Origin of the sequence: Delftia sp. HK171, from assembly GCF_001886655.1 — a bacterium.
GTDB lineage: Bacteria > Pseudomonadota > Gammaproteobacteria > Burkholderiales > Burkholderiaceae_C > Comamonas > Comamonas acidovorans.
In genome coordinates this window covers 3132139-3156613 of the sequence record NZ_CP018101.1, presented here as the reverse complement: position 1 = coordinate 3156613, position 24475 = coordinate 3132139, and the positions used below count along the sequence as shown (strand labels likewise).

19 protein-coding genes are annotated in these 24475 nt (G+C 68.9%); 9 read left to right on the top strand and 10 right to left on the bottom strand.

The features are described from left to right. Positions 1-6: 6 nt before the first annotated feature. From BO996_RS14330 to BO996_RS14315, 4 genes are all read left to right on the top strand, one after another. The gene (locus BO996_RS14330; RefSeq protein WP_071955166.1) at positions 7-1836 is read left to right on the top strand and encodes a cytochrome c biogenesis protein DipZ; all 1830 of its coding nucleotides are present in this window, start codon (positions 7-9) and stop codon (positions 1834-1836) included. 34 nt (positions 1837-1870) lie between these two features. Further along, positions 1871-2620: a peptide-methionine (S)-S-oxide reductase MsrA gene (gene msrA / locus BO996_RS14325; protein WP_071955164.1), complete on the top strand. Its 750-nt coding sequence runs from the start codon at positions 1871-1873 to the stop codon at positions 2618-2620. Positions 2621-2703: 83 nt separating this feature from the next. After that, positions 2704-4062 carry a chromate efflux transporter gene (chrA, locus tag BO996_RS14320; RefSeq protein WP_071955162.1) on the top strand — a complete coding sequence of 453 codons (1359 nt, stop codon included), beginning with the start codon at positions 2704-2706 and terminating at the stop codon, positions 4060-4062. 364 nt (positions 4063-4426) lie between these two features. Further along, complete coding sequence (locus BO996_RS14315) at positions 4427-6586, top strand: TonB-dependent siderophore receptor (RefSeq protein WP_071955160.1); 2160 nt, start codon at positions 4427-4429, stop codon at positions 6584-6586. 36 nt (positions 6587-6622) lie between these two features. Here BO996_RS14315 and BO996_RS14310 read toward each other — a convergent pair whose 3' ends face one another. Beyond that, positions 6623-7573 (bottom strand): transglutaminase-like domain-containing protein, encoded by a 951-nt coding sequence (locus BO996_RS14310; protein WP_013802957.1) that lies wholly within the window; start codon positions 7571-7573, stop codon positions 6623-6625. Between the two features lie 227 nt (positions 7574-7800). Here BO996_RS14310 and BO996_RS14305 point away from each other — a divergent pair, with 227 nt between their 5' ends. Further along, the gene (locus BO996_RS14305; RefSeq protein ID WP_071955158.1) at positions 7801-8487 is read left to right on the top strand and encodes a GntR family transcriptional regulator; all 687 of its coding nucleotides are present in this window, start codon (positions 7801-7803) and stop codon (positions 8485-8487) included. A 12-nt stretch (positions 8488-8499) separates the two neighbouring features. Here the strand turns inward: BO996_RS14305 and BO996_RS14300 are convergent, their stop codons facing one another. The 3 genes from BO996_RS14300 to BO996_RS14290 are packed head-to-tail and all read right to left on the bottom strand — an operon-like array spanning position 8500 to position 12741. Next, on the bottom strand, positions 8500-8919 hold the full coding sequence (locus BO996_RS14300) for a heme-binding protein (RefSeq protein ID WP_071955156.1): 420 nt from the start codon (positions 8917-8919) through the stop codon (positions 8500-8502). Positions 8920-8956: 37 nt separating this feature from the next. Next, complete coding sequence (locus BO996_RS14295) at positions 8957-12043, bottom strand: FAD-binding and (Fe-S)-binding domain-containing protein (protein WP_071955153.1); 3087 nt, start codon at positions 12041-12043, stop codon at positions 8957-8959. 8 nt (positions 12044-12051) lie between these two features. Further along, positions 12052-12741, bottom strand: a complete 690-nt coding sequence (locus BO996_RS14290; RefSeq protein WP_012204897.1) for a GntR family transcriptional regulator — start codon at positions 12739-12741, stop codon at positions 12052-12054. A gap of 158 nt (positions 12742-12899) precedes the next feature. Between BO996_RS14290 and BO996_RS14285 the strand changes: the two genes are divergently transcribed. From BO996_RS14285 to BO996_RS14270, 4 genes are all read left to right on the top strand, one after another. Continuing rightward, entirely contained in the window at positions 12900-14141 is a 1242-nt protein-coding gene (locus BO996_RS14285) for a pyridoxal-phosphate-dependent aminotransferase family protein (protein WP_012204896.1), read from the top strand. Between the two features lie 105 nt (positions 14142-14246). Then, on the top strand, positions 14247-15284 hold the full coding sequence (locus tag BO996_RS14280) for a Bug family tripartite tricarboxylate transporter substrate binding protein (protein WP_071955152.1): 1038 nt from the start codon (positions 14247-14249) through the stop codon (positions 15282-15284). Between the two features lie 11 nt (positions 15285-15295). Further along, a complete protein-coding gene (locus BO996_RS14275; protein WP_026062133.1) occupies positions 15296-15883 on the top strand; it encodes a tripartite tricarboxylate transporter TctB family protein in 588 nt (195 codons plus the stop codon). 27 nt (positions 15884-15910) lie between these two features. Continuing rightward, entirely contained in the window at positions 15911-17425 is a 1515-nt protein-coding gene (locus BO996_RS14270) for a tripartite tricarboxylate transporter permease (protein WP_071955149.1), read from the top strand. 3 nt (positions 17426-17428) lie between these two features. Here the strand turns inward: BO996_RS14270 and BO996_RS14265 are convergent, their stop codons facing one another. From BO996_RS14265 to BO996_RS14240, 6 genes are all read right to left on the bottom strand, one after another. Next, positions 17429-18472 carry a transporter gene (locus BO996_RS14265; protein WP_034392272.1) on the bottom strand — a complete coding sequence of 348 codons (1044 nt, stop codon included), beginning with the start codon at positions 18470-18472 and terminating at the stop codon, positions 17429-17431. 145 nt (positions 18473-18617) lie between these two features. After that, positions 18618-19235 carry a hypothetical protein gene (locus tag BO996_RS14260; protein WP_034392269.1) on the bottom strand — a complete coding sequence of 206 codons (618 nt, stop codon included), beginning with the start codon at positions 19233-19235 and terminating at the stop codon, positions 18618-18620. Between the two features lie 241 nt (positions 19236-19476). Next, positions 19477-19995 carry a phage tail protein gene (locus BO996_RS14255; protein WP_088165522.1) on the bottom strand — a complete coding sequence of 173 codons (519 nt, stop codon included), beginning with the start codon at positions 19993-19995 and terminating at the stop codon, positions 19477-19479. Between the two features lie 98 nt (positions 19996-20093). Further along, entirely contained in the window at positions 20094-20711 is a 618-nt protein-coding gene (locus BO996_RS14250; RefSeq protein WP_071955147.1) for a hypothetical protein, read from the bottom strand. Between the two features lie 109 nt (positions 20712-20820). Further along, entirely contained in the window at positions 20821-21540 is a 720-nt protein-coding gene (pdeM, locus tag BO996_RS14245; protein WP_071955144.1) for a ligase-associated DNA damage response endonuclease PdeM, read from the bottom strand. A 16-nt stretch (positions 21541-21556) separates the two neighbouring features. Continuing rightward, positions 21557-24445 carry a ligase-associated DNA damage response DEXH box helicase gene (locus BO996_RS14240; protein ID WP_071957105.1) on the bottom strand — a complete coding sequence of 963 codons (2889 nt, stop codon included), beginning with the start codon at positions 24443-24445 and terminating at the stop codon, positions 21557-21559. Positions 24446-24475 lie beyond the last annotated feature (30 nt).

Below are 24475 nucleotides of genomic sequence, written 5' to 3'. Positions count from 1 at the left end.
CACGCCATGCTGCTGATCGTCCTGGCCTATCTGGGCGGGGTGCTGACCATCGTCAGCCCCTGCATCCTGCCGGTGCTGCCCTTTGTCTTTGCACGCGCCGACCAGCCCTTCGCCAAAAGCGGCCTGCCGCTGCTGGCGGGCATGGCGCTGACCTTCGCCCTGGTGGCCTCGCTGGCCGCCGTGGGCGGCGGCTGGGTGGTGGCCGCCAATGAATACGGCCGCTGGCTGGCCCTGGGCCTGGTCGCCGTGTTTGCGCTGACCCTGCTGTGGCCCGGCCTGTCCGAGCGGCTGACGCGGCCGCTGGTGGCGGCGGGCTCGCGTCTGTCCGAGCGTGCCCAGGGCACGGACGGCGGCGCCCGCCCCGGCGCCTCGCTGCTGCTGGGCGTGGCCACGGGCCTGCTGTGGGCGCCCTGCGCGGGCCCCATCCTGGGCCTGATCCTCACGGGTGCCGCCCTGCAGGGCGCCAACACCACCTCCAGCCTGCTGCTGCTGGCCTATGCGGCCGGTGCGGCCACCTCCATGGCGGCGGCCCTGCTGCTGGGCGGCAAGGTGTTTGCGGCGCTCAAGCGCATGCTGGGCGCGGGCGAATGGGTGCGGCGCGGGCTGGGCGCGGCCATGCTGGCCGGTGTGGGCGCGATTGCGCTGGGGCTGGACACGGGCGTGCTGGCGCAAGTGTCAACGGCCTCCACCGGCGGCCTGGAGCAAAGGCTGGTGGACCGCCTGAGCGGCAGGCCCGAGGGTGGCGCCATGGCCATGCAGGCCGGTCCCGCCATGATGGCCGCCGTGGACAGGGGTGAGGGTGCTGGCCCGGCCATGATGGCCGCAGGCGGCGCCATGCGCTTGGCCGGCGGCCCGTCCCGCGCCGCCCTGCCGGACGAAGGGCTGGCCCCTGCGCTGGACGGCGCCACCGACTGGCTCAACTCCATCCCACTGACGGCCGAACAACTGCGCGGCAAGGTGGTGCTGGTGGATTTCTGGACCTACTCCTGCATCAACTGCCTGCGCACCCTGCCCTATGTGAAGGCCTGGGCCGAGAAGTACCGCGACCAGGGCCTGGTGGTGGTGGGCGTGCATGCGCCGGAGTTCGCCTTCGAGCGCAAGCTGTCCAACGTGGAAAAGGCCATCAAGGACCTGGGCATCAGCTACCCCGTGGCCGTGGACAACGGCTACAAGATCTGGCGCGCCTTCAACAACCAGTACTGGCCGGCGCATTACTTCATCGACGCCCAGGGCCGCATCCGGCACCACCACTTTGGCGAAGGCGGCTATGCCGAGTCCGAGCGCGTGATCCAGCAACTGCTGCAGGAAGCCGGATCGAAGCAGGTGGACCAGGGCCTGATCGACGTGCAGGCCAAGGGCGTGCAGCAGGCAGCCGACATGGCAGCCGTGCGCTCGCACGAGACCTACCTGGGCTATGAGCGCGCCGAGCAATTTGCCGCCACGCCTGCCGCCGTGCACAACCAGGCCACCGCCTATGCCACGCCCGAGCGCCTGCCGCTCAACGCCTGGGGCCTGAGCGGCCAATGGACGGTGGGCCCGGAAAGCGCCACGCTGGACGGCGCCACCGGCCGCATCACCTACCGCTTCCAGGCACGCGACCTGCACCTGGTGCTGGGCCCCGGCAGCGATGGCAAGCCCGTGCGCTTCAAGGTGCTGATCGACGGCAAGGCGCCCGGCGCCTCGCGCGGCATGGACGTGGCCGCCGACGGCAGCGGCAGCGTGACCGAGCAGCGCCTGTACCAGCTGGTGCGCCAGGACGGCGGCGCAGCCGAACGCACCTTCAGCATCGAATTCCTGGATCCCGGCATCTCCGCCTATGCCTTCACCTTTGGCTGATCCCTGGCCACTTCACTTTCACCGGAGAGACACCATGACCAACGATTCCACCCTCGCCACCGCACCCCGCCGCCGCGGCCTTCTCCAACTGCTGACCGGCAGCGCCGTGCTGCTGGGCGGCGCCCTGCTGTGGCAGGGCAGCAACCTGCAGGCGGCCGAGCAGGCCGTGCGCATTCCGCCACCCGCGCAGGATGCGACCGACACGGGCCAGGGGCCGCAGAAAGCCATCTTTGCGGGCGGCTGCTTCTGGGGCGTGCAAGGCGTGTTCCAGCATGTCAAGGGCGTGCAGCGCGCCGTCTCGGGCTACAGCGGCGGCACGGCGGCCCAGGCCTCGTATTCGGCGGTGAGCAGCGGACGCACCGGGCATGCGGAGTCGGTCGAGATCACCTATGACCCGGCCCAGGTCAGCTACGGCCAGCTGCTGCAGATCTACTTTTCCGTGGCCCATGACCCGACCCAGCTCAACCGCCAGGGGCCGGACACGGGCACGCAGTACCGCTCGGCCATCTTCGCCACCGACGCCGCGCAGCTCAAGACCGCCCAGGCCTATGTGGCCCAGCTGGACGCGGCCAAGGTCTTCGGCAAGCCCATCGTGACCCGGCTGGAGGACAAGCCCAGCTTCTTCCCGGCCGAGAACTACCACCAGGACTTCATGACGGAGAACCCGCGCCATCCCTACATCGTCATCAACGACCTGCCCAAGGTGGAGCAGCTCAAGCAGCTGTTCCCGGGCAGCTACCGCGCCGAGCCGGTGCTGGTCAAGCAGGCCGCCCGGCAGATGTAGCGTCTGCGCAGCGCGGGTGGGGTGCGGTGCGGGTGCGGTGCCTGCAGGCGTCAGCGGCGGCTGCCGTATGAGACATTTGCGGCATGCCTCCCAGCCCGCTTGATGCACCCGCTGCACCCCTCCCGCCCACCCGCGCCGAAGCCCTGCGCTACTGGCTGAAGCTGGGCTGCATCAGCTTTGGCGGGCCGGCCGGGCAGATCGCCATCATGCATGAGGACCTGGTGGAGCGGCGGCGCTGGATCTCGGAGGGGCGCTTCCTGCATGCGCTCAACTACTGCATGCTGCTGCCAGGCCCCGAGGCGCAGCAGCTGGCCACCTACATCGGCTGGCTGCTGCACCGCACCTGGGGCGGCATCGTGGCCGGCGGGCTGTTCGTGCTGCCTTCGCTGTTGCTGCTCATCGCCCTGTCCTGGATCTATGTGGCCTTCGGCCATGTGCCGGCCATTGCCGGCATCTTCTATGGCATCAAGCCGGCCGTGACGGCACTGGTGGTGCATGCGGCCTGGCGCGTGGGCTCGCGCACCCTGCGCAACGGCTGGCTGTGGGGCATTGCCGCGGCGGCCTTCGTGGCCATCTTCGCGCTGAAGCTGCCGTTTCCGCTGATCGTGCTGGCGGCCGGCGCACTGGGCTACCTGGGGGGCAGGCTGGCGCCGCGTCACTTCGCCCCTGCGGGCGGGCACGGCCCGCGCGGCGGCAGCCACGGCCCGGCCGTCATCGACGATGACACGCCCACACCGGCCCATGCACGGTTCAGCTGGCGCTTTTTCAGCCAGGTGCTGGCGGCCAGCCTGGGGCTGTGGGCGCTGTCGCTGGGCCTGCTGGCCGCCGCCTTCGGCTGGCAGGGCGCGCTCACCCAGATGGGCTGGTTCTTCACCAAGGCGGCGCTGCTGACCTTTGGCGGCGCCTACGCCGTGCTGCCCTACCTCTACCAGGGCGCCGTGGACCACTACCACTGGCTCACGGCCACGCAGATGATGGACGGGCTGGCCCTGGGCGAGACCACGCCGGGGCCGCTGATCATGGTGGTGTCCTTCGTGGGGTTCCTGGGCGGCTGGAGCACGCAGGTGTTCGGCCCCGATGCGCTGCTGCCGGCCGGCGCCGCCGCCGCCCTGGTCGTGACCTTCTTCACCTTTTTGCCGTCCTTTGCCTTCATCCTGCTGGGCGGCCCCTTCATCGAGTCCACCCATGGCAGGCTGGGCTTCACCGCGCCGCTGACGGGCATCACGGCCGCCGTGGTGGGCGTCATCGCCAACCTGGCCGTGTTCTTTGCCTGGCACGTGCTGTGGCCCCAGGGCTGGACGGGTCCCTTCGACTGGCCGTCCGCACTGCTGGGCCTGGCTGCGGCGGCCGCGCTGCTGCGCTGGAAGGTGGGCGTGATCCCCGTGGTGGTCGGCGCGGGGCTGGCCGGCCTGGCGATCACGCTGGCGCGCCAGGGCGTGTAGAGACCACCCGCCACGGCCCGCCTGGGACTGTGGCCGTGGCCGGAGTAATCAGCGGTTTTTTGGCAAGCTGAGGCAAGAACCGCTAGCACAGTGCCGCCGCCGCCGGCAACCACATCCATGCGCGGCATGGGTGGTCCATAGAAGACGTCTTCTCTCTTTCACCACAAGCATTCATTGCTATCAAAATAAGAGTAATGCGTGGCATGCTACACACAATTAAAAAGAAAAAGCAATCATTCTCATTGTCATTCTAGAATCCGCACCCGCCATGACAGGCTGCGCCGCTGGCCCCAGGCCGGCAGCAGCGCCGACGCACCTAGAGCACGCCCCACGGCACAGGTTTCCCAGCTCTCGACCATTGACCATGCTTATCCAAAGACTCTCGCGCACGGCAGTTGCGCATGCCGCCCTGCTTGCCCTGTGCGGCGCAGCCCACGCCCAGGCCCAGCCTGAAAATGTTCCCGAGGCCACGCTCGCCCCGGTCACCGTGAACGCAGGCACCGAGAAGGAAAATCCCACCGGCCCTGTGGTGGGCTTCACCGCCAAGCGCGCCATCTCGGCCACCAAGACCGACACGCCGCTGATAGAGACGCCCCAGGCCATCAGCGTGGTCACGCGCGACCAGTTCGAGGCGCAGGGCGTGCAGACGCTGCGCCAGACCACGGCCTACAGCGCGGGCGTGGTGTCCAACTACTTTGACAGCCGGGTGGATAGCTTCTCGGCACGCGGCGGCAGCGTGAGCCAGTACCAGGACGGGCTGCTGCGCACCTACGGCACCTACAACACCAGCCGCCCCGACCCCTACACGCTGGAACGCGTGGAGTTCCTGCGCGGCCCCTCTTCCGTGCTCTACGGCCAGGGCAGCGTGGGCGGCGTGCTCAATCTGACCAGCAAGCGCCCGCAGGCCGAGGCGCTGCGCGAGGTGCAGGTGCAGATGGGCAGCTACGGGCGCAAGCAGATCGCCACCGACCTGACCGGCGCCGTCACCGAAGACGGCCAGTGGCTGTACCGCCTGGTGGCCGTGGGCCGGGAAAGCGGCACCCAGGTGGACCATGTGAACGACGACCGCCTGGTCATCGCGCCCAGCCTGACCTGGCGGCCCAGCGCTGATACCTCGCTCACGCTGCAGGCGCTCTACCAGAAGGACAAGAGCGGCTCGCTGATCGGCTTCTTCCCCTGGCAGGGCACGCGCCTGCCCAGCCCCTACGGCCAGATTCCCACCAGCACCTTCATCGGCGAGCCCGGCTGGGACTCTTTCGACACAGAGAACAAATCCTGGGGCTACCTGTTCAGCCACCGCCTGAACGCGGACTGGACCGTGCGCCAGAACCTGCGCCGCACCATCAGCGACGTGGACTACCGCTCCATCTACACCAGCTTCACCGCCATCCCCGGCCAGGGCCGCCCTGCGCGCCCGGTCTTCAACCCCGACAACCGCAGCGTCTACCGCGATGCCTCCTGGCAGGTCAACGGCGGGCGCATGCTGGTGATCGACACGCAGCTCGAAGGCAAGCTGCGCTGGGGCACCGCAGAGCACACCGTGCTGGCCGGCATGGACGCACAGCGCAACAGCACCAGCCAGTCCACCTGGCGCGGCCTGACCGCGCCGTTTGACGTCTACAACCCCGTCTACGGCAATTTCACGCCGCCCACGGCCTCGCAGCTGGTGCGCCAGCCGGGCGTGTCGCAAAAGCAATTGGGCTTCTACGCCCAGGACCAGATCAAGTGGGGCCGCTGGACCGCCACCCTGGGCCTGCGCCACGACAGCGCCCAGACCGATACCGAAGGCCGGCCCGCCTCCGCCGTGGACGAGAAGGCCTGGACCAAGCGCGCAGGCGCCACCTACCAGATGGACGGAGGCTGGGCGCCCTACCTGGGCTACTCCGAGTCCTTCCAGCCGCTGGGCGGCGTGGATGTCTACGGCACGCCCTACAAGGCCCAGCGCGGCGAGCAATGGGAAGCCGGCGTGAAGTGGCAGCCACCGGGCCAGGGCCTGTCGGCCTTTGCCGCCGTCTATACGCTGCGCGAGAAGAACCGCAAGACCACCGACCCGGCCAACCCGCTCAACAGCCTGCAGATCGGCGAGGTCAAGGTCAACGGCTTCGAGGCCGAGCTCACCGCCAGCCTGGCCCGCCACTGGGACGCCACCCTGGCCTATGCGTACACCGACGCCGTCATCTCGCGCAGCAATGGCGGCGACCAGGGCCAGCGCGTGACCAGCGTGCCGCGCCACACGGCATCGGCCTGGCTGACCCACCGCTTTGCCAGCGAAGGACGCGGCGGCTGGAGCCTGGGCGCGGGCGTGCGCTATACGGGTTCACAGTGGACGGGCACCAGCCTGGTGGACACGCCCTCTGCCACCCTGCTGGATGCCATGGTGTCCTATGACGCAGGCCCATGGCGCCTGGCCTTCAACGTGGTCAACCTGACCGACAAGGTGCAGATCACGCAGTGCCTGGCACGCGGCGACTGCTTCTACGGCCAGCGGCGCACCTTTGCGGTGACGGGAACGCACCGCTTCTGAGAGCCGCCGCCGCGCGCCTTTCACAGCGCAGGCAACTCAGGCAGGCAGCTGCCTGAAGCTCCTTCGGTCCGCCGTGCTGCCAAACGATGCGCAGCCCGACAGCACGGCGGGCGAAGGCGCGGTGGTCGACAGCGCCTCGCTGCACAGCCGGGGCAGTTGGCTGTGCTCGTCTTCCAGGGCCTGTGTCTGGATCATGGGGGCCATGGCCACCACGTTGCCGAAGATGGTGGCAAAGGCCACGTCGGCCGCGTCACGGCCCGTGCCAAAGCGCATGAAGCCCATGGGAATGGCCGTGCCCGATGCATCGAACAGATACCACCTGTCGCCCAGGTAGGCTTCCACGTAGGCATGGAAATCGGGCGGGCCCAGTGCAGGATCGGCGCCGTAGTCCGTGCCGGTGGCGATGCGGGCGGGAATGTTCAGCGCACGGCACAGGGCGATCATCAGGTGCGTGAAATCGCGGCACACGCCCACCTGCTCCACCAGGGTATCGACGGCCGAGGTGGACGAGTTGCTGGTGGCCGAAGCGAAGGTCACCAGCTCCTGCACCCACTGCTGTATGGCCAGCACGCGCGAATAGCCCGGCGCCAGTTGGCCGAAATTGCGAAAGGCCAGCTGCATCAGCCGGTCGGACTGGCAGTAGCGGCTGGGGTAGATGTACGGCAGGACCTCCAGCGGGATGCAGCGCACCGGAACCTCGCCCAGCGCCGCCGGATCCTCGCGGTGGTGCGCGATGCAGACGGTGGCCGTGTAGGTCAGGTGCAGCGGGCCTGGGTTGGCATGCAGGCGCATGAAGCGGGTGGAGGTGGCGGGCTCGGTGGCAATGTCGGGCTCCACGGGCTGGCTGAGCACCAGACGCTCGTTCTCCACCGTCTGGTGCGAGGTGTGGGCCGCATGGATGTTGAACACGAAATCGGCCCCGGCCGGATCGCGGATGTCATAAGCAAGATCCACCTGGATCTGCAGCCGGATCGCTGCGTTGGCCATTGTTTGTCCCTGGTTGGTGTGTCTGATCGGCACCATGGTGCGGGCAGCCACGCCCGCAGGCCGTAGGCCCCTGCTGAAAAGCCTGTAGTGCTTGGCAGGGACAGCGCGTGCGCCGGGCAGGAGGCCCGCCTGGGGTGCAAACTCGGCTAACATCGGCGCCGCCCCGCATGGCGCAATGCCTGTGGCGGGGGCATCCACCAGCCAGGAACAGCCAAGGAGACCGCTAGATGGCGGAGATCATCGAGATATCGCGGGCGGCGCTGCACGAGCAGGTGGCGGACCGTTTGCGGTCCATGCTCATCGAAGGGCGCATCGCCCCGGGCGCCAAGCTCAACGAGCGCGAGCTGTGCGAGCAGCTGGGCGTCTCGCGCACGCCGCTGCGCGAGGCCATCAAGCTGCTGGCCGCCGAAGGCCTGGCCGACCTGCTGCCCAACCGCGGCGCCATCGCCGTCAAGCTGAGCGAGGCCGATGTCATGCACGCCTTCGAGGTGCTGGCCGGCATCGAGGGCCTGTCGGGCGAACTGGCCGCGCAGCGCATCACCGACCAGGAATTCGCCGAGATCCGCGCCCTGCACTACGAGATGATGGCCAGCGTGGCGCGCGCCGACGTGTCTGCCTACTACCGGCTCAACGCCGCCATCCACGCGGCGCTGAACAGCGCCGCCAAGAACCCCGTGCTGACGGAAACCTTCCAGCGCATCAACAACCGCGTGCAGTCGCTGCGCTTTCGCACCAACCTGGACACGGCCAAGTGGAAGCAGGCCGTCAGGGAGCACGAGGCCATGATCGAGGCCCTGGGCGCACGCGACGCCACGGCCCTGCGCGAGCTGCTGGTCACCCACCTGCACCACAAGCGCGATGCCGTGCTGGCCATGCTGCGCGCCGAGGCCCTGCAGCCGCGCAAGTCGCGCTGAATCCAAGGGCCGCTACCGCTGCGGCGCGGCCCCCAGCGCCGCACTCCCCGCCCGCGCCACCTCAGCATCCTCTGCCGGCTTCACCCCGCTGACACCCACGGCGCCCAGGCAGTGGCCCTCACTGGTGATGGGCACGCCGCCTTCCAGCAGGCCCTGCAGCGCGGGCACGCTCAGGTAGGCGGTGCGGCCACCATTGATCATTTCCTCATAGAGCCGGCTTTCCTTGCGGCCCAGTGCTGCGGCGTGGGCCTTGGCCGGCGCGATGTGGGCCGAGGCCGGCGCCGCGCCGTCCAGGCGCTGCAGCCACAGCAGGTGGCCGCCGTCATCGGCGATGGCGATGCTGACGGCCCAGCCGCGCGCCGTGGCATGCGCCTCGGCGGCCTGGGCGATGGTCTTGATGTCCTGGAGGTCCAGGCAGGGCTTGTGCTTCATGGGAGTGCCTTGTCTTGCGCGGGAGGGAGGATGGAGGTCAGCGGGCGTCCAGCAGGCTTTCCAGCAGCCGCGCCACATGCACGGCTTCGCGCGCCGCGCCGTCGGCGATCTGGTGGCGGCAGCTGGTGCCGTCGGCCACGACGATGGCCTCGGGGCGCTGGCGTATGGCCGGCAGCAGGGCCGCCTCGGCCATGACCATGGAGACCTGGTGGTGGCTGGCCTCGTAGCCGAAGCTGCCGGCCATGCCGCAGCAGGAGCTTTCGATGAGCTCGGGCTGGGCGCCGGGAATCAGCCGCAGCACGTCGAGGATGGGGCTGACGGCGCCGAAGGCCTTCTGGTGGCAATGGCCGTGCACGAGGATGGGCGCCTCGGCGGCGCGCAGCGGCAGCGCAAAGCGGCCGGCCTTCACTTCACGGGCAATGAATTCCTCGAACAGCAGGGCCTGGGCGGCAACGGCCTGTGCAGGCTCGCCCAGGCCCATGACCAGGGCTTCGTCGCGCAGGGTCAGCAGGCAGGAGGGCTCCAGGCCGACGATGGGAATGCCGGCCCGGGCCAAGGGCGCCAGGGCGTTGATCAGCGCACCCGCGCTGGCCTTGGCCTGCTCGACCATGCCGGTGGCCAGGTAGGTGCGGCCGCAGCAGTGGTGGCCGCCGCCCTCTTTGGCGGACTTGCTGGCGGTGTGCAGCGCATAGCCGGCCGCCTGCAGCACGCGGGCGGCGGCCAGGGCGTTTTCGCTCTCGAAGGTGCCGTTGAAGGTGTCCACGAAGAGCACGGCCACGCGCTCGCCGGCCGCCGCGCGGGCCAGGGCCTGGTCGCGGTCAAGAAAGGTATGTGCTTCGGGCGCGCGCCAGAAGGTGTCGCTGCGCCAGGCCGGCAGCGAGCGCCTGGCGGACAGGCCCAGCAGTTTTTCGCCCAGTTGGCGCAGCACGGGCAGGCGGTTGCGCAGGTTCAGCAGCCAGGGCATGCGGCTGGCCGTGGCGGCGTAGCGCGGCAGATGGGCGACCAGCCGGTCCTTGAGCGTGTGGCCATGGCGGGCCTTGTAGTGGGCCAGGAATTCCACCTTCATGCGGGCCATGTCCACGCCCGTGGGGCAGTCGCGCCTGCAGCCCTTGCAGCCCACGCACAGGTCCATGGTGTCGTGCAGGGCCTCGCTGGTGAAGGCGTCCGGACCCAGCTGGCCCGAGATGGCCAGGCGCAGGGTGTTGGCGCGGCCGCGCGTCAGGTGCTGCTCGTCGCGCGTGACGCGGTAGCTGGGGCACATGGTGCCGGCGTCGAACTTGCGGCAGTGGCCGTTGTTGTTGCACATCTCCACGGCCTTGGCAAAGCCGCCGGTGACGTCGCCGCCCGTGCCGGGCGCCGTGGTGACTTCGGTGACCGGGTCGGCCTGCACGTTCCAGGCCGACCAGTCGAGCACGGGCGTGATGGGAATGCGCCGGTAGGGCCGGGGCGTATCGGCGGGCGCGAAGCGGAACAGCCGGCCATCGTCCATCCTGGGCGTATCGATGATCTTGCCGGGGTTGAACAGGCACTGGGGATCGAACTCCTGCTTGATGGCGCGCAGGGCCTCGGTGATGGCGGGCCCGAACTGCCAGGCAATCCACTCGCCGCGGCACAGCCCGTCGCCGTGCTCGCCGCTGAAGGCGCCCTTGTATTTGCGCACCAATTCGGCCGCTTCCTCGGCAATGGCGCGCATGCGCGCCGCGCCGTCGGTGCGCATGTCCAGGATGGGCCGCACATGCAGCGTGCCCACGGAGGCATGGGCGTACCAGGTGCCCCGGCTGCCGTGGCGCGCGAACACTTCGGTGAGCGCGTCGGTGTACTCGGCCAGGTGCTGCAGCGGCACGGCGCAGTCCTCGATGAAGCTCACGGGCTTGCCGTCGCCCTTGAGGCTCATCATGATGTTCAGCCCCGCCTTGCGCACTTCCCAGAGGTTTTTCTGGGCCGCTTCCTCGGGCATTTCCACCACGCTGCCGGGCAGGCCCAGCTCGCCCATCAGCTCCACCAGCTGGCGCAGCCGCGCCAGCAGCGCGGCGCGGTCGTCACCGGCGAATTCCACCAGCAAGATGGCAGCCGGGCGGCCGATGAGCGCGGTCTCTATGGTGGGCTTGAAGGCCGGGTTGGCCAGGCCCAGCTCGATCATGGTGCGGTCCACCAGCTCCACGGCCGTGGGGCCCAGCTTCACGATGTGCTGGGCCGAGTCCATGGCCGCGTGGAAGGAGGGGAAGTTGACCACGCCCAGCACCTTGGCGCGCGGCAGCGCGCTGAGCTGCAGGGTGAGCGAGCGCGTGTAGGCCAGCGTGCCCTCGGCGCCTATCAGCAGATGGGCCAGGTTGACGCTGCCGTCGGCCGTGTAGGGCCGCTCGCTCTGGTTGTCGAAGATGTCGAGGTTGTAGCCGGCCACGCGGCGCATGACCTTGGGCCAGTGGGCGTGAATGTCCTCGCGGTGCTGTTGCGCCAGCCCGTGCACGAACTGCGCAATGCGCGCCGCGCGGCCCGTGGCCTGGGCGACGGGGCCGAAGTCCAGCAGCTCGCCATCGGCCATCCAGGCGCGGGCGCCGCGCACGTTGTGCACCATGTTGCCGTAGGCAATGGAGCGCGAGCCACAGGAGTTGTTGCCCGCCATGCCGCCCAGCGTGGCCTGGGCGCTGGTCGATACGTCCACCGGATACCACAGGCCGAGCTTCTTGAGCCGGGCGTTGAGGTGGTCCAGCACCAGGCCGGGCTCGACCTCGGCAATGCCTGCATCAGGGTCCACCGAGAGGATGTTGCGCAAATGCTTGCTGTTGTCGATCACCAGGGCCGCGCCCGTGGTCTGCCCGCACTGGCTGGTGCCGCCGCCGCGCGGCAGCACGGGCACCTTCAGCTCGCGGGCGATCTGCAGGGCCGTGGCGATGTCTTCTTCGCAGGTGGGCACGAAGACGCCCACGGGCATGATCTGGTAGATGGAGGCATCGGTGGCATAGCGCCCGCGCGAGGCGGCGTCGAACAGGACCTGGCCGCGCGTGTCCGAGCGCAGGCGGCGCGCCAGCATCTGGCTGACATCGTTGGGCGGCAGCACGGTGCCGGGGGCGGGCACGGTGTCGTCGGGGGAAGCGGCAAGGCGGTGCGTGGATTCCATCAGCATGGCGGCTCTCATTCGTTCATGGTTCGTGGGTAGATCTGGCCTGCCTTGAGCAGGGCGATGACGGTGTCGCGCTTGTGCTCCAGGTGGGCGACCAGCACCTGGCGCAGCGCGGCGGCGTCGCGCGCCTGCAGCGCCTCCAGCATGCGTTCGTGCTCCTGGACGGCGCGCTTCCACTTGGCCGCGTCCTGGTTGGTGCGAAAGCGCAGCGACTGCACGCGGGCGTTGATGCGGCCATAGGTCTCGGCCAGCACGGGGTTGGCGGCGGCGCGGTTGATGGCCGAGTGGATCAGCGCATTGAGCCGGTAGTAGCCGGACAGGTCCTGGCGCGCATGGCTGGCCAGCATCTCGAAGTGCAGGGCCCGCACCTCGGCCAGTTGCTGCTCGCTGATGCGCTGCGCGGCCAGCTCGCCCGACATGCCCTCCAGCCCCGCCAGCACCTCGAAGGTCTGCAGCACATCGGCCTCGCCCAGGCGCACGGCCACGGCGCCGCGGTTGGGCACCAGGTCCACCAGCCCTTCGGAGGCCAGCAGCTTGATGGCCTCGCGCAGCGGCGTGCGCGAAACGCGCAGCTGCTCGCACAGCGCGCGCTCGTTGAGCTTGGCACCGGGCGGTATGCGCCCCTCCACCAGCCAGGTGCGCAGCCGCGCCGCCACCTGGTCATGCAGGGCAAGCCGCGAAATCTCGATGATCTCCGCCATGGATTCTCCTGGTCGAATGAATTTTGCATTCATTTTTACGCAAGCATTTCTCAAGGCATTCATGGTTATCACCAAGGCATTTATGAATTTTGAATGCAAAAATTCGCAAACACCCTCCCCCACAGACCGACCTGGCATTTCCTTGAAAAGGACGCACCATGCTCACGCTCGACAACCATCCCACGGGCCGCCACTTCCTCCAGATCCCCGGCCCCAGCCCGGTTCCCGACCGCATCCTGCGGGCCATGAGCCTGCCCACCATCGACCACCGGGGGCCGGAGTTCGGCCAGCTCGGTTTGAAGGTGCTGGCTGGCATCCAGCAGGTCTTCAAGACCCGGCATCCGGTGGTGATCTATCCGGCCTCCGGCACGGGCGCCTGGGAGGCGGCCCTGATCAACACGCTCAGCCCTGGCGACCATGTGCTGATGTTCGAGACCGGCCACTTCGCCTCGCTGTGGCAGAAGATGGCCACGCGCCTGGGCCTGTCCACCGAATTCCTGTCCTATGGCGGCTCCGATGAGCACCTGCCCCAGGCGCCGGGCTGGCGCCATGGCGTGCAGGCCGGGCTGATCGAGGCACGGCTGCGCAAGGACACGGAGCGCCGGATCCGCGCCGTGTGCGTGGTGCACAACGAGACCTCCACGGGGGTGACCTCGGACATCGCCGCCGTGCGCCGCGCCATCGACGCGGCGGGCCACCCGGCCCTGCTGCTGGTGGACACCATCTCGGGCCTGGCCAGTGCCGACTACCGCCATGACGAATGGGGCGTGGACGTGACCATCAGCGGCTCGCAAAAGGGCCTGATGCTGCCGCCCGGCATCAGCTTCAACGCGCTGTCGCCACGCGCGCTGGAGGCCGCCAAAAGCGCCAAGCTGCCCAAGTCGTTCTGGGCCTGGGACGAGATCGTGGAGATGAACCAGACCGGCTACTGGCCCTACACGCCCAACACCAACCTGCTGTACGCCCTGTCCGAATCGCTGGACATGCTGCTGGCCGAAGGGCTGGATACGGTGTTTGCGCGCCACCAGCGCTGGGCGGCCGGCGTGCGCGCCGCCGTCCAGGCCTGGGGCCTGCCCATCCAGTGCGCCGATCCGCAGGTCTACTCGCCCGTGCTCACCGGCGTGATCACGCCCGAAGGCGTGGATGCCGACGCCCTGCGCCGCCTGATCCACACGCGCTTCGACCTGTCGCTGGGCGCGGGCCTGGGCAAGCTCAAGGGCCGCATGTTCCGCATGGGCCACCTGGGCGACAGCAACGACCTCACGCTGCTGGCCATGGTGGCGGGCGTGGAGATGGGGCTGAAGCTGTCCGGCATCCGGCTGGCCGGCAGCGGCGTGCAGGCGTCCATGGACTACTTCGCTGCCCACGCCGCAGCCGGGGCGCTGCGCAAGGCCGCCTGAACCCATCGGCCCCGCGCCGAAAACCCTTGGCAGAGCCGGAGCACATGGCTCGCCCCCTTGATCGTGGATTGCACCAATACCAGGAAATAACAGGAGACAAGAGACATGACATCGCCCCGCAACCGCCTGGCGGCAACTGCCGTCGCCACCCTCGCCGCCACCGCCGCCATCACCCTCGCCGCCCCTGCCGCCTGGGCGCAGTGGAAGCCCGCCAAGTCCGTCGAACTCGTCGTGCCGTTCTCGGCCGGTGGCGCCTCGGACCAGATGGCGCGCGTGATCCAGGCCATCGTCACCAAGCACAAGCTGATCGAGCAGCCCGTGGTCATCCTCAACAAGGCGGGCGCCTCCGGCGCCGAGGGCATCCTGGATGTCAAGGCCTCGGCGCGCGACCCGCACAAGCTGCTGGTGGCCTCCACGGCCATCTTCACCCTGCCCATGGCCACGGCCCTGCCCTTCCAGTGGCGCGACCTGAATCCCGTGGCCATGATTGCCCAGGACCAGTTCGTGCTCTGGGTCAATGCCGAGACCGGCTACCAGACGCCCGCCGACTACCTGGCCGCAGCGCGGCAGGCCGGCGGCAAGTTCAAGATGGGCGGCACCAGTTCCAAGCGCGAGGACCAGATCATCACCGCCAACATGGAACAGGCCGCCGGCGTGAAGTTCACCTACATCCCCTACAAGGGCGGCGGCGAGGCCAGCACGCAGCTGGTGGGCAAGCACATCGACTCCAACGTCAACAACCCCAGCGAGTCCATGGCGCAGTGGCGCGCGGGCCAGGTGCGGGCGCTGTGCGTGTTCGACACGCAGCGCATCGAGTACACGGCCAAGGTCACGGGCAGCCAGGCGCTGTCGGACATCCCCACCTGCAGGGAGCAGGGCCTGGATGTGCAATACACCATGCTGCGCGGCTTCTTCCTGCCGCCCGGCACCACGCCCGAGCAGGCGCAGTTCTATGCGGGCGTGATGCACAAGGTGGTGGCCACGCCCGAATGGAAGGAGTACCTGGAGAAAAACGCGCTCAAGCCCGAGTACATGACGGGGCAGGCCTTCGTGGACTTCCTGGCCAAGGACGAGACGCGCCACCTCGACATCATGAAGAAGGCCGGCTTCCTGTCGGCCAGCGTGGCCGCCGCCGCCAAGTGAGGAGCCGCGCCATGGACACCGCCATCCACCTTGCCCCGCCCTCCTCCAATGCAGCGGCAGCAGCAGCCCCGGCCCAGCCCGCCAGCGCGGCCACCGAATCCATCCCCGCCACCGAAGCCCAGGCCCCCGGCCTGTCCCGCCGCCATGTGGAGTACGGCGTGGCCGCCGTGCTGCTGGCGCTGGCCGTGCTCGTGGTCTGGGACAACCAGCGCATTGGCGCAGGCTGGAGCGACACCGGCCCGCAGGCCGGCTACTTCCCGCTGCGCGTGGGCGCCGTGCTGGGCATCTGCGCCATCGCAGTCTTCGTGCAGGCGCTGCGCAGCCGCAGCCAGGAGCAGTTCGCCAGCTGGCTGCAGCTCAAGCGCGTGGCCCAGGTGCTGCTGCCGCTGACGGCCTACATCGCCGTGATCGCGCCGCTGGGCATCTACGCGGCCTCGGTGCTGTTCATCACGGGCTTCATGGTGTTTGCGGGCCGCTATCCCTGGTGGAAGGCCGTGGCGCTGTCGGGCTTCACCAGCGTGCTGCTGTTCTACGTCTTCGAGATCCAGTTCAAGGTGCCCCTGCCCAAGGGTCCGCTTGAAGCCTGGCTCGGCTATTGACCCCTGTCGCCGCCACGGAGCAACACCATGGACGAACTCCAATACCTTGCGCACGGCTTCGCGGCCGTCACCACCTGGCAGAACACGGGGCTGATGCTCACGGGCATCCTGCTGGGCATCGTGGTCGGCGTGCTGCCGGGCCTGGGCGGCCCCAACGGCGTGGCCATCCTGCTGCCGCTGACCTTCGGCATGTCGCCCACCTCGGCCATCATCCTGCTGTCTTGCATCTACTGGGGGGCGCTGTTCGGCGGCGCCATCACCTCGGTGCTGTTCAACATCCCGGGCGAGGCCTGGTCGGTGGCCACCACCTTCGACGGCTATCCCATGGCCCAGCAGGGCCACGCGGGGGCGGCGCTGACCACGGCCTTCACGGGCTCGTTCATCGGCGCCATCTCGGGCGTGATGCTGATCACCTTCCTGGCACCGGTCGTGGCCTCGTTCGCGCTGCAGTTCGGGCCGCCGGAGTTCTTTGCGGTCTTCTTCCTGACGTTTTGCTCCTTCATCGGCATGGGCAAGGAGCCCAAGGCCAAGATCGTGGCCGCCATGGCCGTGGGCCTGCTGCTGGCGGCCGTGGGCATGGACACCATCTCGGGCGACCTGCGCATGACCTTCGGCTCCACGGAGCTGCTGCGCGGCTTTGATTTCCTGGTGGTGGTGATCGGCCTGTTCGGCATCAGCGAGATCCTGATGACCATCGAGGAAGGCCTGGCCTTCAAGGGCAAGAAGGCCTCCATCGACCTCAAGGTGGTGTTCAGGACCTGGGCCCAGCTGCCGCGCTACTGGCTGACCATGCTGCGCTCGGCCCTGGTGGGCTGCTGGATGGGCGTGACGCCCGGCGGCGCCGTGGCGGCCAGCTTCATGGGCTACGGGCTGGCCAAGAAGTTCTCGCGCGACCCCGACAGCTTCGGCAAGGGCAACCCCGAAGGCGTGCTCGCCCCCGAGACCGCCGCCCACGCGGCCGGCACCTCGGCCCTGCTGCCCATGCTGGCCCTGGGCATTCCGGGCTCGGCCACGGCGGCCGTGCTGCTGGGCGGGCTGATGATCTGGGGGCTGCAGCCCGGCCCGCTGCTGTTCACCGAGCAAAAGGACTTCGTCTGGGGACTGATCGCCAGCATGTACCTGGGCAACATCGCCGGCCTGGTCATCGTCATGGCCACCGTGCCGCTGTTCGCCGCCATCCTGCGCGTGCCGTTTTCCATCGTCGCGCCCATGATCCTCATGGTCTGCGCCATCGGCGCCTTCACCGTGCACGGCAATGCCACGGACATCTGGCTCATGCTGGTCTTCGGCGTGGTCGGCTACGTGTTCAAGAAGCTCGACTATCCGCTGGCGCCCATGGTGCTGGCCATCGTGCTCGGCGACCGCATGGAAGACGCCTTCCGCCAGAGCATGCTCTCCAGCCAGGGCGAGCTGGGCATCTTCTGGCACAACGGCCTGTCGGGCACCATCACCACGCTGGCCCTGCTGATGCTGGTGTGGCCGCTGCTGGGCAGGCTGCGGGCGATGGCGTTCGGGGCGAGGGCAAGGGCTGTGGCGGCCTGAGCCCTAATCCCTGTACCGCTTCTTGCGAAACGCCAGCCAGGCGGCGATGACGGTGAAGGCGATCACGATGGACACCACGATCCAGAAGCCGTGCTCGTGCTCTGCCAGGGGTATGCCGCCCACGTTCATGCCGAACAGGCCGGCCAGGATGTTGATGGGCAGGGCCAGCACGGTGACCACGGTCAGCACGAAGAGGCTGTTGCTGTTGTCCTCGTTCACGGCGGCGGCCACTTCTTCCTGCAGCAGCTTGATGCGGTCCTGCAGGGTTTGCATGTCGCGCAGCATGAGCGAGAACTCCTCGCTGGCGGCGGCCAGGCCGCGGCGGTCGTCCTCGCCCATCCAGGCGGGGGGCTGCTGCAGCAGGCGGAACAGCGCGGCCGGCTCGGGCGCCAGCAGGCGCTGCAGGCGCACCAGCAGCCGGCGCAGCCGGCCCAGGTGGGCGCGCGGATGGTGGTAGCGCTGCGCGATGATGGCGTCCTCGATGTCGTCCACGCGCGCCGTGGTCTCGCGCACCACCTTGACCAGCACGTCGGCCTGGGTGCGCATCAGGTGTTCCAGCAGCTCGGCCGTGCTGGCGGGGCTGTCGCCCTGGCGCACGCCGGCACGCAGCGCATCGACCGAGCGCAGCGGCTGGGTGCGCGCGGTGACGACCAGGCGCTCGTCCAGGCAGATCCACAGCGTGGCGATGTCGGCCGACTCGAAGTTGAACTCGAAATTCACATCGTTGAGCACGGCGACCAGGGAGTCATCGGAGCGCTCGATGCGCGTGGAGGCCAGGCCCTCGCGCAGCGTGGTGTAGAAGACTTCGGGCAGCGCGGCGTGGCGCTGCAGCCAGCGCAGGGACTGGGTATTGGCCAGGTTGAAGTGCAGCCACAGGAAGTCGCGCCGGCCGGGCTCGGTGAGCGGACGCTCTCCACCCAGCCACTGCGCGGCCGACTGTGCCGTCATGGCCTCCACACGCCGCTGCGTGTCGCAGAAAAACCGCCAGCCGCAGATCAGGCCTGCGTCTTCATTGGCCTGGGCCAGGGGGGAGGCTGCGTCAGTCATGGATGGGTGGGGCACCTGCGGGGAGTGGCCTGCGCGGGCCGGACAAGTGCGGGATTCTTGGCCGCCTCCATGACAGAGGTGTGACAACTGTCACGGAGTCGTCATCCGATGTGCCTGCCCCCCAGTCGGGGGTGCGGGGCAGGCCTCAGCACATCACGACGTTCTCCAGCGTGAACGAGAACGGCGTGGACCCGGCGCCCGCACCGCCGCCGCGCATCACGATGTCGGCGCGCGAGATGCCCAGCAGGGAGATCTCGGTGTTGATGTCGCCCAGGATGGCCGAGTTCATGACCTGGCCCTGTTCGATCTGCGAGACCACCCCGATCCAGATGGAGGGCTTGAATTCGAACACGGCCTTTTGCTGGGGGGCAATCGCGGTCTTGACGGCCAGCAGCCGGCCGTCCTTGTAACAACTGGCATTGATGGCGCCCCGGGGCAGCGAGTTGAGCACCTGCACTTCGTTGGAGCTTGCGCCATAGCCTGCGGGCGCCAGGCGATCGCCGCTGCTGCTCAGGGACAGCTGGAACTGCTGGCCGAACTGCGCCTCCAGCTGGGGCGTGTGGTTGCCATAGCTGTCGCTGGCACCGACCTGCAGGCCCAGCGGGAAGGTGAACGGGTGGTTGTCGCCCTGGCCGCAGTACTTGATGACCCGCCATGCCACGGCCAGCTCCTCGAAATCGCTGGCCACGTTTTTCTGGAAGATGACGATCTGCGAGTTGTTTGCGTCGTTCGATTGATTGACGAAGTTGAGTTGAACGCCCATGCATCTCTCCTGATGGATCAAAAAAGCGCTGCGGCGCTTTCTGCTGCCCCGCCGTGCGGGCGCAAGCGCACTGTAGGGAACAACGATCCTTCAGAAAATTACGCCTGATTACATCCCGCCCCCTCCACCGGGAACGGCCCAGACCCGCCCGCCGCCTACGGCAAAGCACTGGTGGCTCGGCCCGGGCGGCACCCATGGCCTCGTTGCTTTGCAGGGGTAGAGGATGCGAACAATCGCGGCGTCACATCGACATGGGGCGAATGCCGTAGGTGAACTTGATGATGTAGTTCACATACACGTTCAGGGGCCGCGTCTCGGCCGGGCTTGCCGCCACCGGGGCGGGCGTGCCGTCGCGGGTGTTCTCTTGCATAGGCGAGGAGGACTGCCGAGACCCCACGCCATTGTCCAGGCCCTGTCCACCAGGCGGCCGGGTGCGGCTTGCCTCATCGGGGTCATTGTTCGTACCGGCGCTCACGCCGCGCAGGAAGCAGCCCCGGTAGTCGGGAATGCGGAACGTTCCATCCGCGCCGCCGTACACATAGCCCAGAACAGCAAACAGCTGGGGGTACTGGGCGCAGGCCAGCTCCCTGCCATCGCACAACATCCAGGCCGAAGCCTCCAGGACGCTTGTGTGGTCCTGCGCGCCACCAGCCCCGGAGGTATCAAGGGTGCCAGCATAGGCCGTGACCGAACCGACCGGCACATCTCCCAGGCCGGGGATGGAAAACGAATGACCGGGCATAGTGGGAAGAGTCATCATGGAGCACATCCTTCATCGACAAACAGGGGGAGGAAGCTTCGCCCCGCGCTGGCGGCAATCGACCGAACGGGGCACCGCAGACCGGATGTGGTCTGCCATCAGCGCATCACGATGTTCTCGAGAAGGAATGAGAACGGCCTGGAATCAGGTCCGGGGCCTCCGCCAGTCATCACGATGTCGGCGCTGGCAATGCCCATCAGGGATATTTCGGTGTTGATGTTGGAAAGAGTGGCCGAGCCCATCACCTCGCCCTGCACAGCCTGCGAGGCAATGCCGATCCAGAGCGTGGGCTTGAACGCGAAGACGGCCCTTTGCTGGGGAGCAATCGAGTTCTTGACCGCCAGCAGCTTGCCATCCTTGTAGCAACTGGCATTGATGGCCCCCCTGGGCAGCGCATTGAGCAACTGCACTTCCCTGGAACTGGTGCCACGGCCAGCAGGCACCAGGCGATCTCCCGAGGCCGTCAGAGTCATATGGAACAGTTCGCCATCTTGCGCATTCAGTTGCGGCGTGTAGTTGCCATAGCTGTCGCTGGCAGCGATCTGCATGGAGAGGGGAAATGAGAAAGGATGGTTATCGCCTTGTCCGCAGTTTCTGATGACCTGCCAGGCCACGGCCAGTTCCTCGAAATCGCTGGCAACGTTCTTCTGGAAGATGACGATCTGCGAGTTGTTCGTGTCGTTCGATTGGTTGATGAAGTTGAGTTGAACGCCCATGCACCTCTCCTGTTGGATCAAAGGCGAGTCGGGTGGCACCTGCTATCCCGCCGCGTCTGTTGCAGGAGCCACTGTAGGGAACAACGGTTTTGCGGCAAATTACGTTTGATTACATTCTGTCTGCTTGGCCGGGAACGGCCCAGACCCGCCCGCCGCCCACCGCAAAGCACTGGAGGCCAGGACCGGGCGGCAGGCTGGCCATGCCGGTGAACAGGCCGAAGGCCGGCAGCAGGGTGAAGCCGGCATGGACGGCAAAGCACGGCAGGCGCAGCGCATCTCGCCCCGGGCCGCGCAGCACGACGGCGGGGTGGACATGGCCGGCCAGCACATGGCAGGCAGGAGCCTCCTGCGGGTAATGGCAGCCCGCGAATGGGCCCAGGCGCCAGGGTTCGTCCACCACGCCGATGCCCAGCGCGGACGGCGGGTCGCCCGCATGGCTGTCGTGGTTGCCACGCACCAGCACCACCTCCAGCGCCGCGTGGCGGCGTCGCCAGTCGGCCAGGGCGGCCAGCACGGACGGCGTGCGGGCCTGCGCGGCATGCAGGAAGTCGCCCAGAACGACCAGCCGGCGCACCGGCAGGCCCTGCAGCAGCGCCGACAGCCGGTCCAGGTTGCCCTGGGTGGTGCCGGCCGGCACGGGAATGCCGCGCGCACGGAAGGTGGCGGCCTTGCCCAGGTGCAGGTCGGCAATGAACAGCGTGCCCTGGGCGGGCCACCACAGGGCGTGCTGGGCCAGCAGGTGGACGGGCTCGCCCGCCAGGAGGATGCCCAGGCTGCCGGCCAGGGCGTCGGGGGAAACAGGACTTGGCAACAGTGCGTGGCCTTTCATCAGCGGTGCAATGGTTCTACAGCAGCGGCAAGGGCCGCGAGGGCTTGCGCACGCGGCGCGGGCGGCGGCTGGCGGCATCGGCCTCGGGGCCGTCGGTGGCCTGCAGCGAGAAATCCAGCGTACGGCGCACGGCGGCCGTGTCCTCGTCCACGGCGGGGGGCTGGTCTGCCTTGGGTTTTTTCCGTGGACGCAGCGGTGGATCGGGCGGGACCAGGTCCTGCGTGCGCGGCTCGCTGGCTGCACCGCCGGCGTCTGCCGCCTCGTGCAGCTGGGCCAGCATGCGCGCGATGCGGTCGGCCAGGTGCTCGTTGGTGAGCTTTTCGCGAAAGCGCTCCACCATCAGCGGAAAGGCAAACGGGCTGGGCCGGCGCAGCGCGCTCACTACCAGCTGCTGCGCCTGCATGCGGCGCAGCGCGGCCAGCAGCTGGGCCACGTCCAGCTCCTGGCTCAGCACTTCCTCGTCGGCCTGGCGCAGCAGCAGGTTCATGTCGTCGTACTTGCGAAACACCTCGAAGAACAGCTGGGCCGAGGCCTGCAGCTGGCGCGCGCTGCGGCGCTCGCCCGGGTGGCTCTGGAAGATCAGGCCCGAGACGCGGGCGATCTCGCGGAAGCGCCGCCTTGCCATCTCGGTGGCGTTGAGGCTGGCCAGCACTTCGTGCAGCAGGGCGTGGCGGGCGTCATCGCCCGCCAGGTGGACATCCTCGGCGGCCTGGTCCCAGTGGCGGTCGGCATTGGCGGTGTTGCGCATGGCGCCCGCCTCCGTGGCAGAGACACGTCCGGGCGCCGCCACGGCCTGCACCGGCTCGGCGCGCAGCAGTTCGGGCAGCATGGCGGCCCAGTCACGCTCGGTGGCGCTCAGCAGCTCCAGCCCGTAGTCGTTGACGGCGATGGAGAAGGTACCCGTCTCGCCCTGCGCGGCGCGCCAGGCCAGCAGGCTGGCCAGCCCCGTATGGGCATGGCGGCCCGCAAAGGGGTAGAGGAACAGATGCCAGCCTTCGCGCGTGCGCAGGGTTTCGGCCAGCAGCGTGCCGGGCGTGGGCAGGGCCGACCAGCGCTGCTGCACCTCCAGCAGGGGGCGCACGCAGCGCAGCTCGGGCGAGTGGTAGTCGCCCGCTGCCGCCAGCGCCAATTGCTGCACCACGAAGTCGGCCAACACGGTGGACAGCGGCATGCGCGCGCCCGCCCAGCGCGGCACGGTGGGCCGCGTTCTGGCGGCGCGGCGCACGTAGGCGGTCATGTCCTCGATGCGCACCAGCTCCAGCACCTGGCCCGCGAAGACAAAGGCATCGCCGGGCGACAGGCGCGACAGAAAGCTCTCTTCCATGCTGCCCAGCCGCGCGCCGTGCAGGATCTGCACGCTCATGCTGGCGTCGCTGACGATGGTGCCGATGTTGGCGCGGTGCCTGCGCGCCAGCCGCGCGTCGGGCATGCGCCAGATGCCCTCCCCGTCGGGCCGCACGCGCTGGTAGTCGGGATAGGCGGCCAGCGAGGGGCCGCCGCGGTGCACGAAGTCCAGGCACCATTGCCAGACCGCAGGCGCCAGCCCGGCGTAGGCGACGGTGCGGCGCACTTCGGCATACAGCTCATCGGGCACGAAGCCGCCGCCCAGGGCCACGGTGGCCAGGTGCTGCACCAGCACGTCCACGGGCTGGCGGGGGCTGGCGCGCATTTCCACCTGCTGCGCGCGCACGGCGGCGCGGGCGGCGGCGGCCTCCACCAGCTCCAGGCTGTGCGTGGGCACCAGGGTGATGCGCGAGGGCCGGCCCGGCGCATGGCCCGAGCGGCCCGCGCGCTGCAGCAGCCGCGCGATGCCCTTGGCCGAGCCGATCTGCAGCACGCGCTCCACGGGCAGGAAGTCCACGCCCAGGTCCAGGCTGCTGGTGCAGACCACGGCCTTGAGCGTGCCGGCCTTGAGCCCGGCCTCCACCCATTCGCGCACACCCCGGTCCAGAGAGCCATGGTGTATGGCCAGCAGGCCGGCCCAGTCGGGCCGGGCCTCCAGCAGCGCCTTGTACCAGAGCTCCGCCTGCGAGCGCACATTCACAAAGACCAGGGTGGAGCCCGCCGTGGCCTCCAGCTCGCGCACCACGGCCGGCAGCATGGCCAGCCCCAGGTGGCCGGCCCAGGAAAAGCGCTCGGGCCGGTCGGGCAGCAAGGTGTCCACCACCAGGCGCTTGTCCACCTGGCCCTGGACCAGTACGCCGGGCCGCGGCTGGCCATGGTCGTCCAGGCCCAGCAGGGTCTGCATGGCTTCGTCCAGATTGCCCAGCGTGGCCGACATGCCCCAGACGCTCAGTTGCGGGCTCCAGCCGCGCAGCCGTGCCAGGGCCAGCTGCAGTTGCACGCCGCGCTTGTTGCCCAGCAGCTCGTGCCATTCATCGGCCACCACCAGGCGCACGGAGCCCAGCAGCTCGCGCGCATCGGCCCGCGCCAGCAGCAGGGACAGGCTCTCGGGCGTGGTGACCAGCACGGTGGGCAGCTGGCGCGACTGCGCGCCGCGCTCGGCGCTCCCCGTATCGCCCGTGCGTGCGCCCACGGTCCAGCGCGCCAGCGCGGGATGGCCCTGGGCCAGCGCCTGCAAGGGCGTCTGCAGCGCCTTGAGCGTGTCGGCCGCCAGGGCGCGCATGGGCGTGATCCACAGCACGGTCAGGGGTGCGGCGACGGGCTTTCTCCTGCCGGATGGGGCCTGGGCAGGGGCCTGGGCAGGCGCCTTGGGGACCTGCGCAAAGGCCTGCAGCGCGCCCAGCCAGACCGCATAGGTCTTGCCTGCGCCCGTGGTCGCATGCAGCAGGCCGCTGTGGCCCTGGGCCAGCGCCTTCCACACGGCGCGCTGGAAGGCAAAGGGCTTCCAGCCCTGTGCGGCAAGCCAGGCAGTGGCGAGGGGGTGGGGGGAACGGGGGGCCATGGCGCGGTGCGTCAAGGGTGGGTCGCGGGT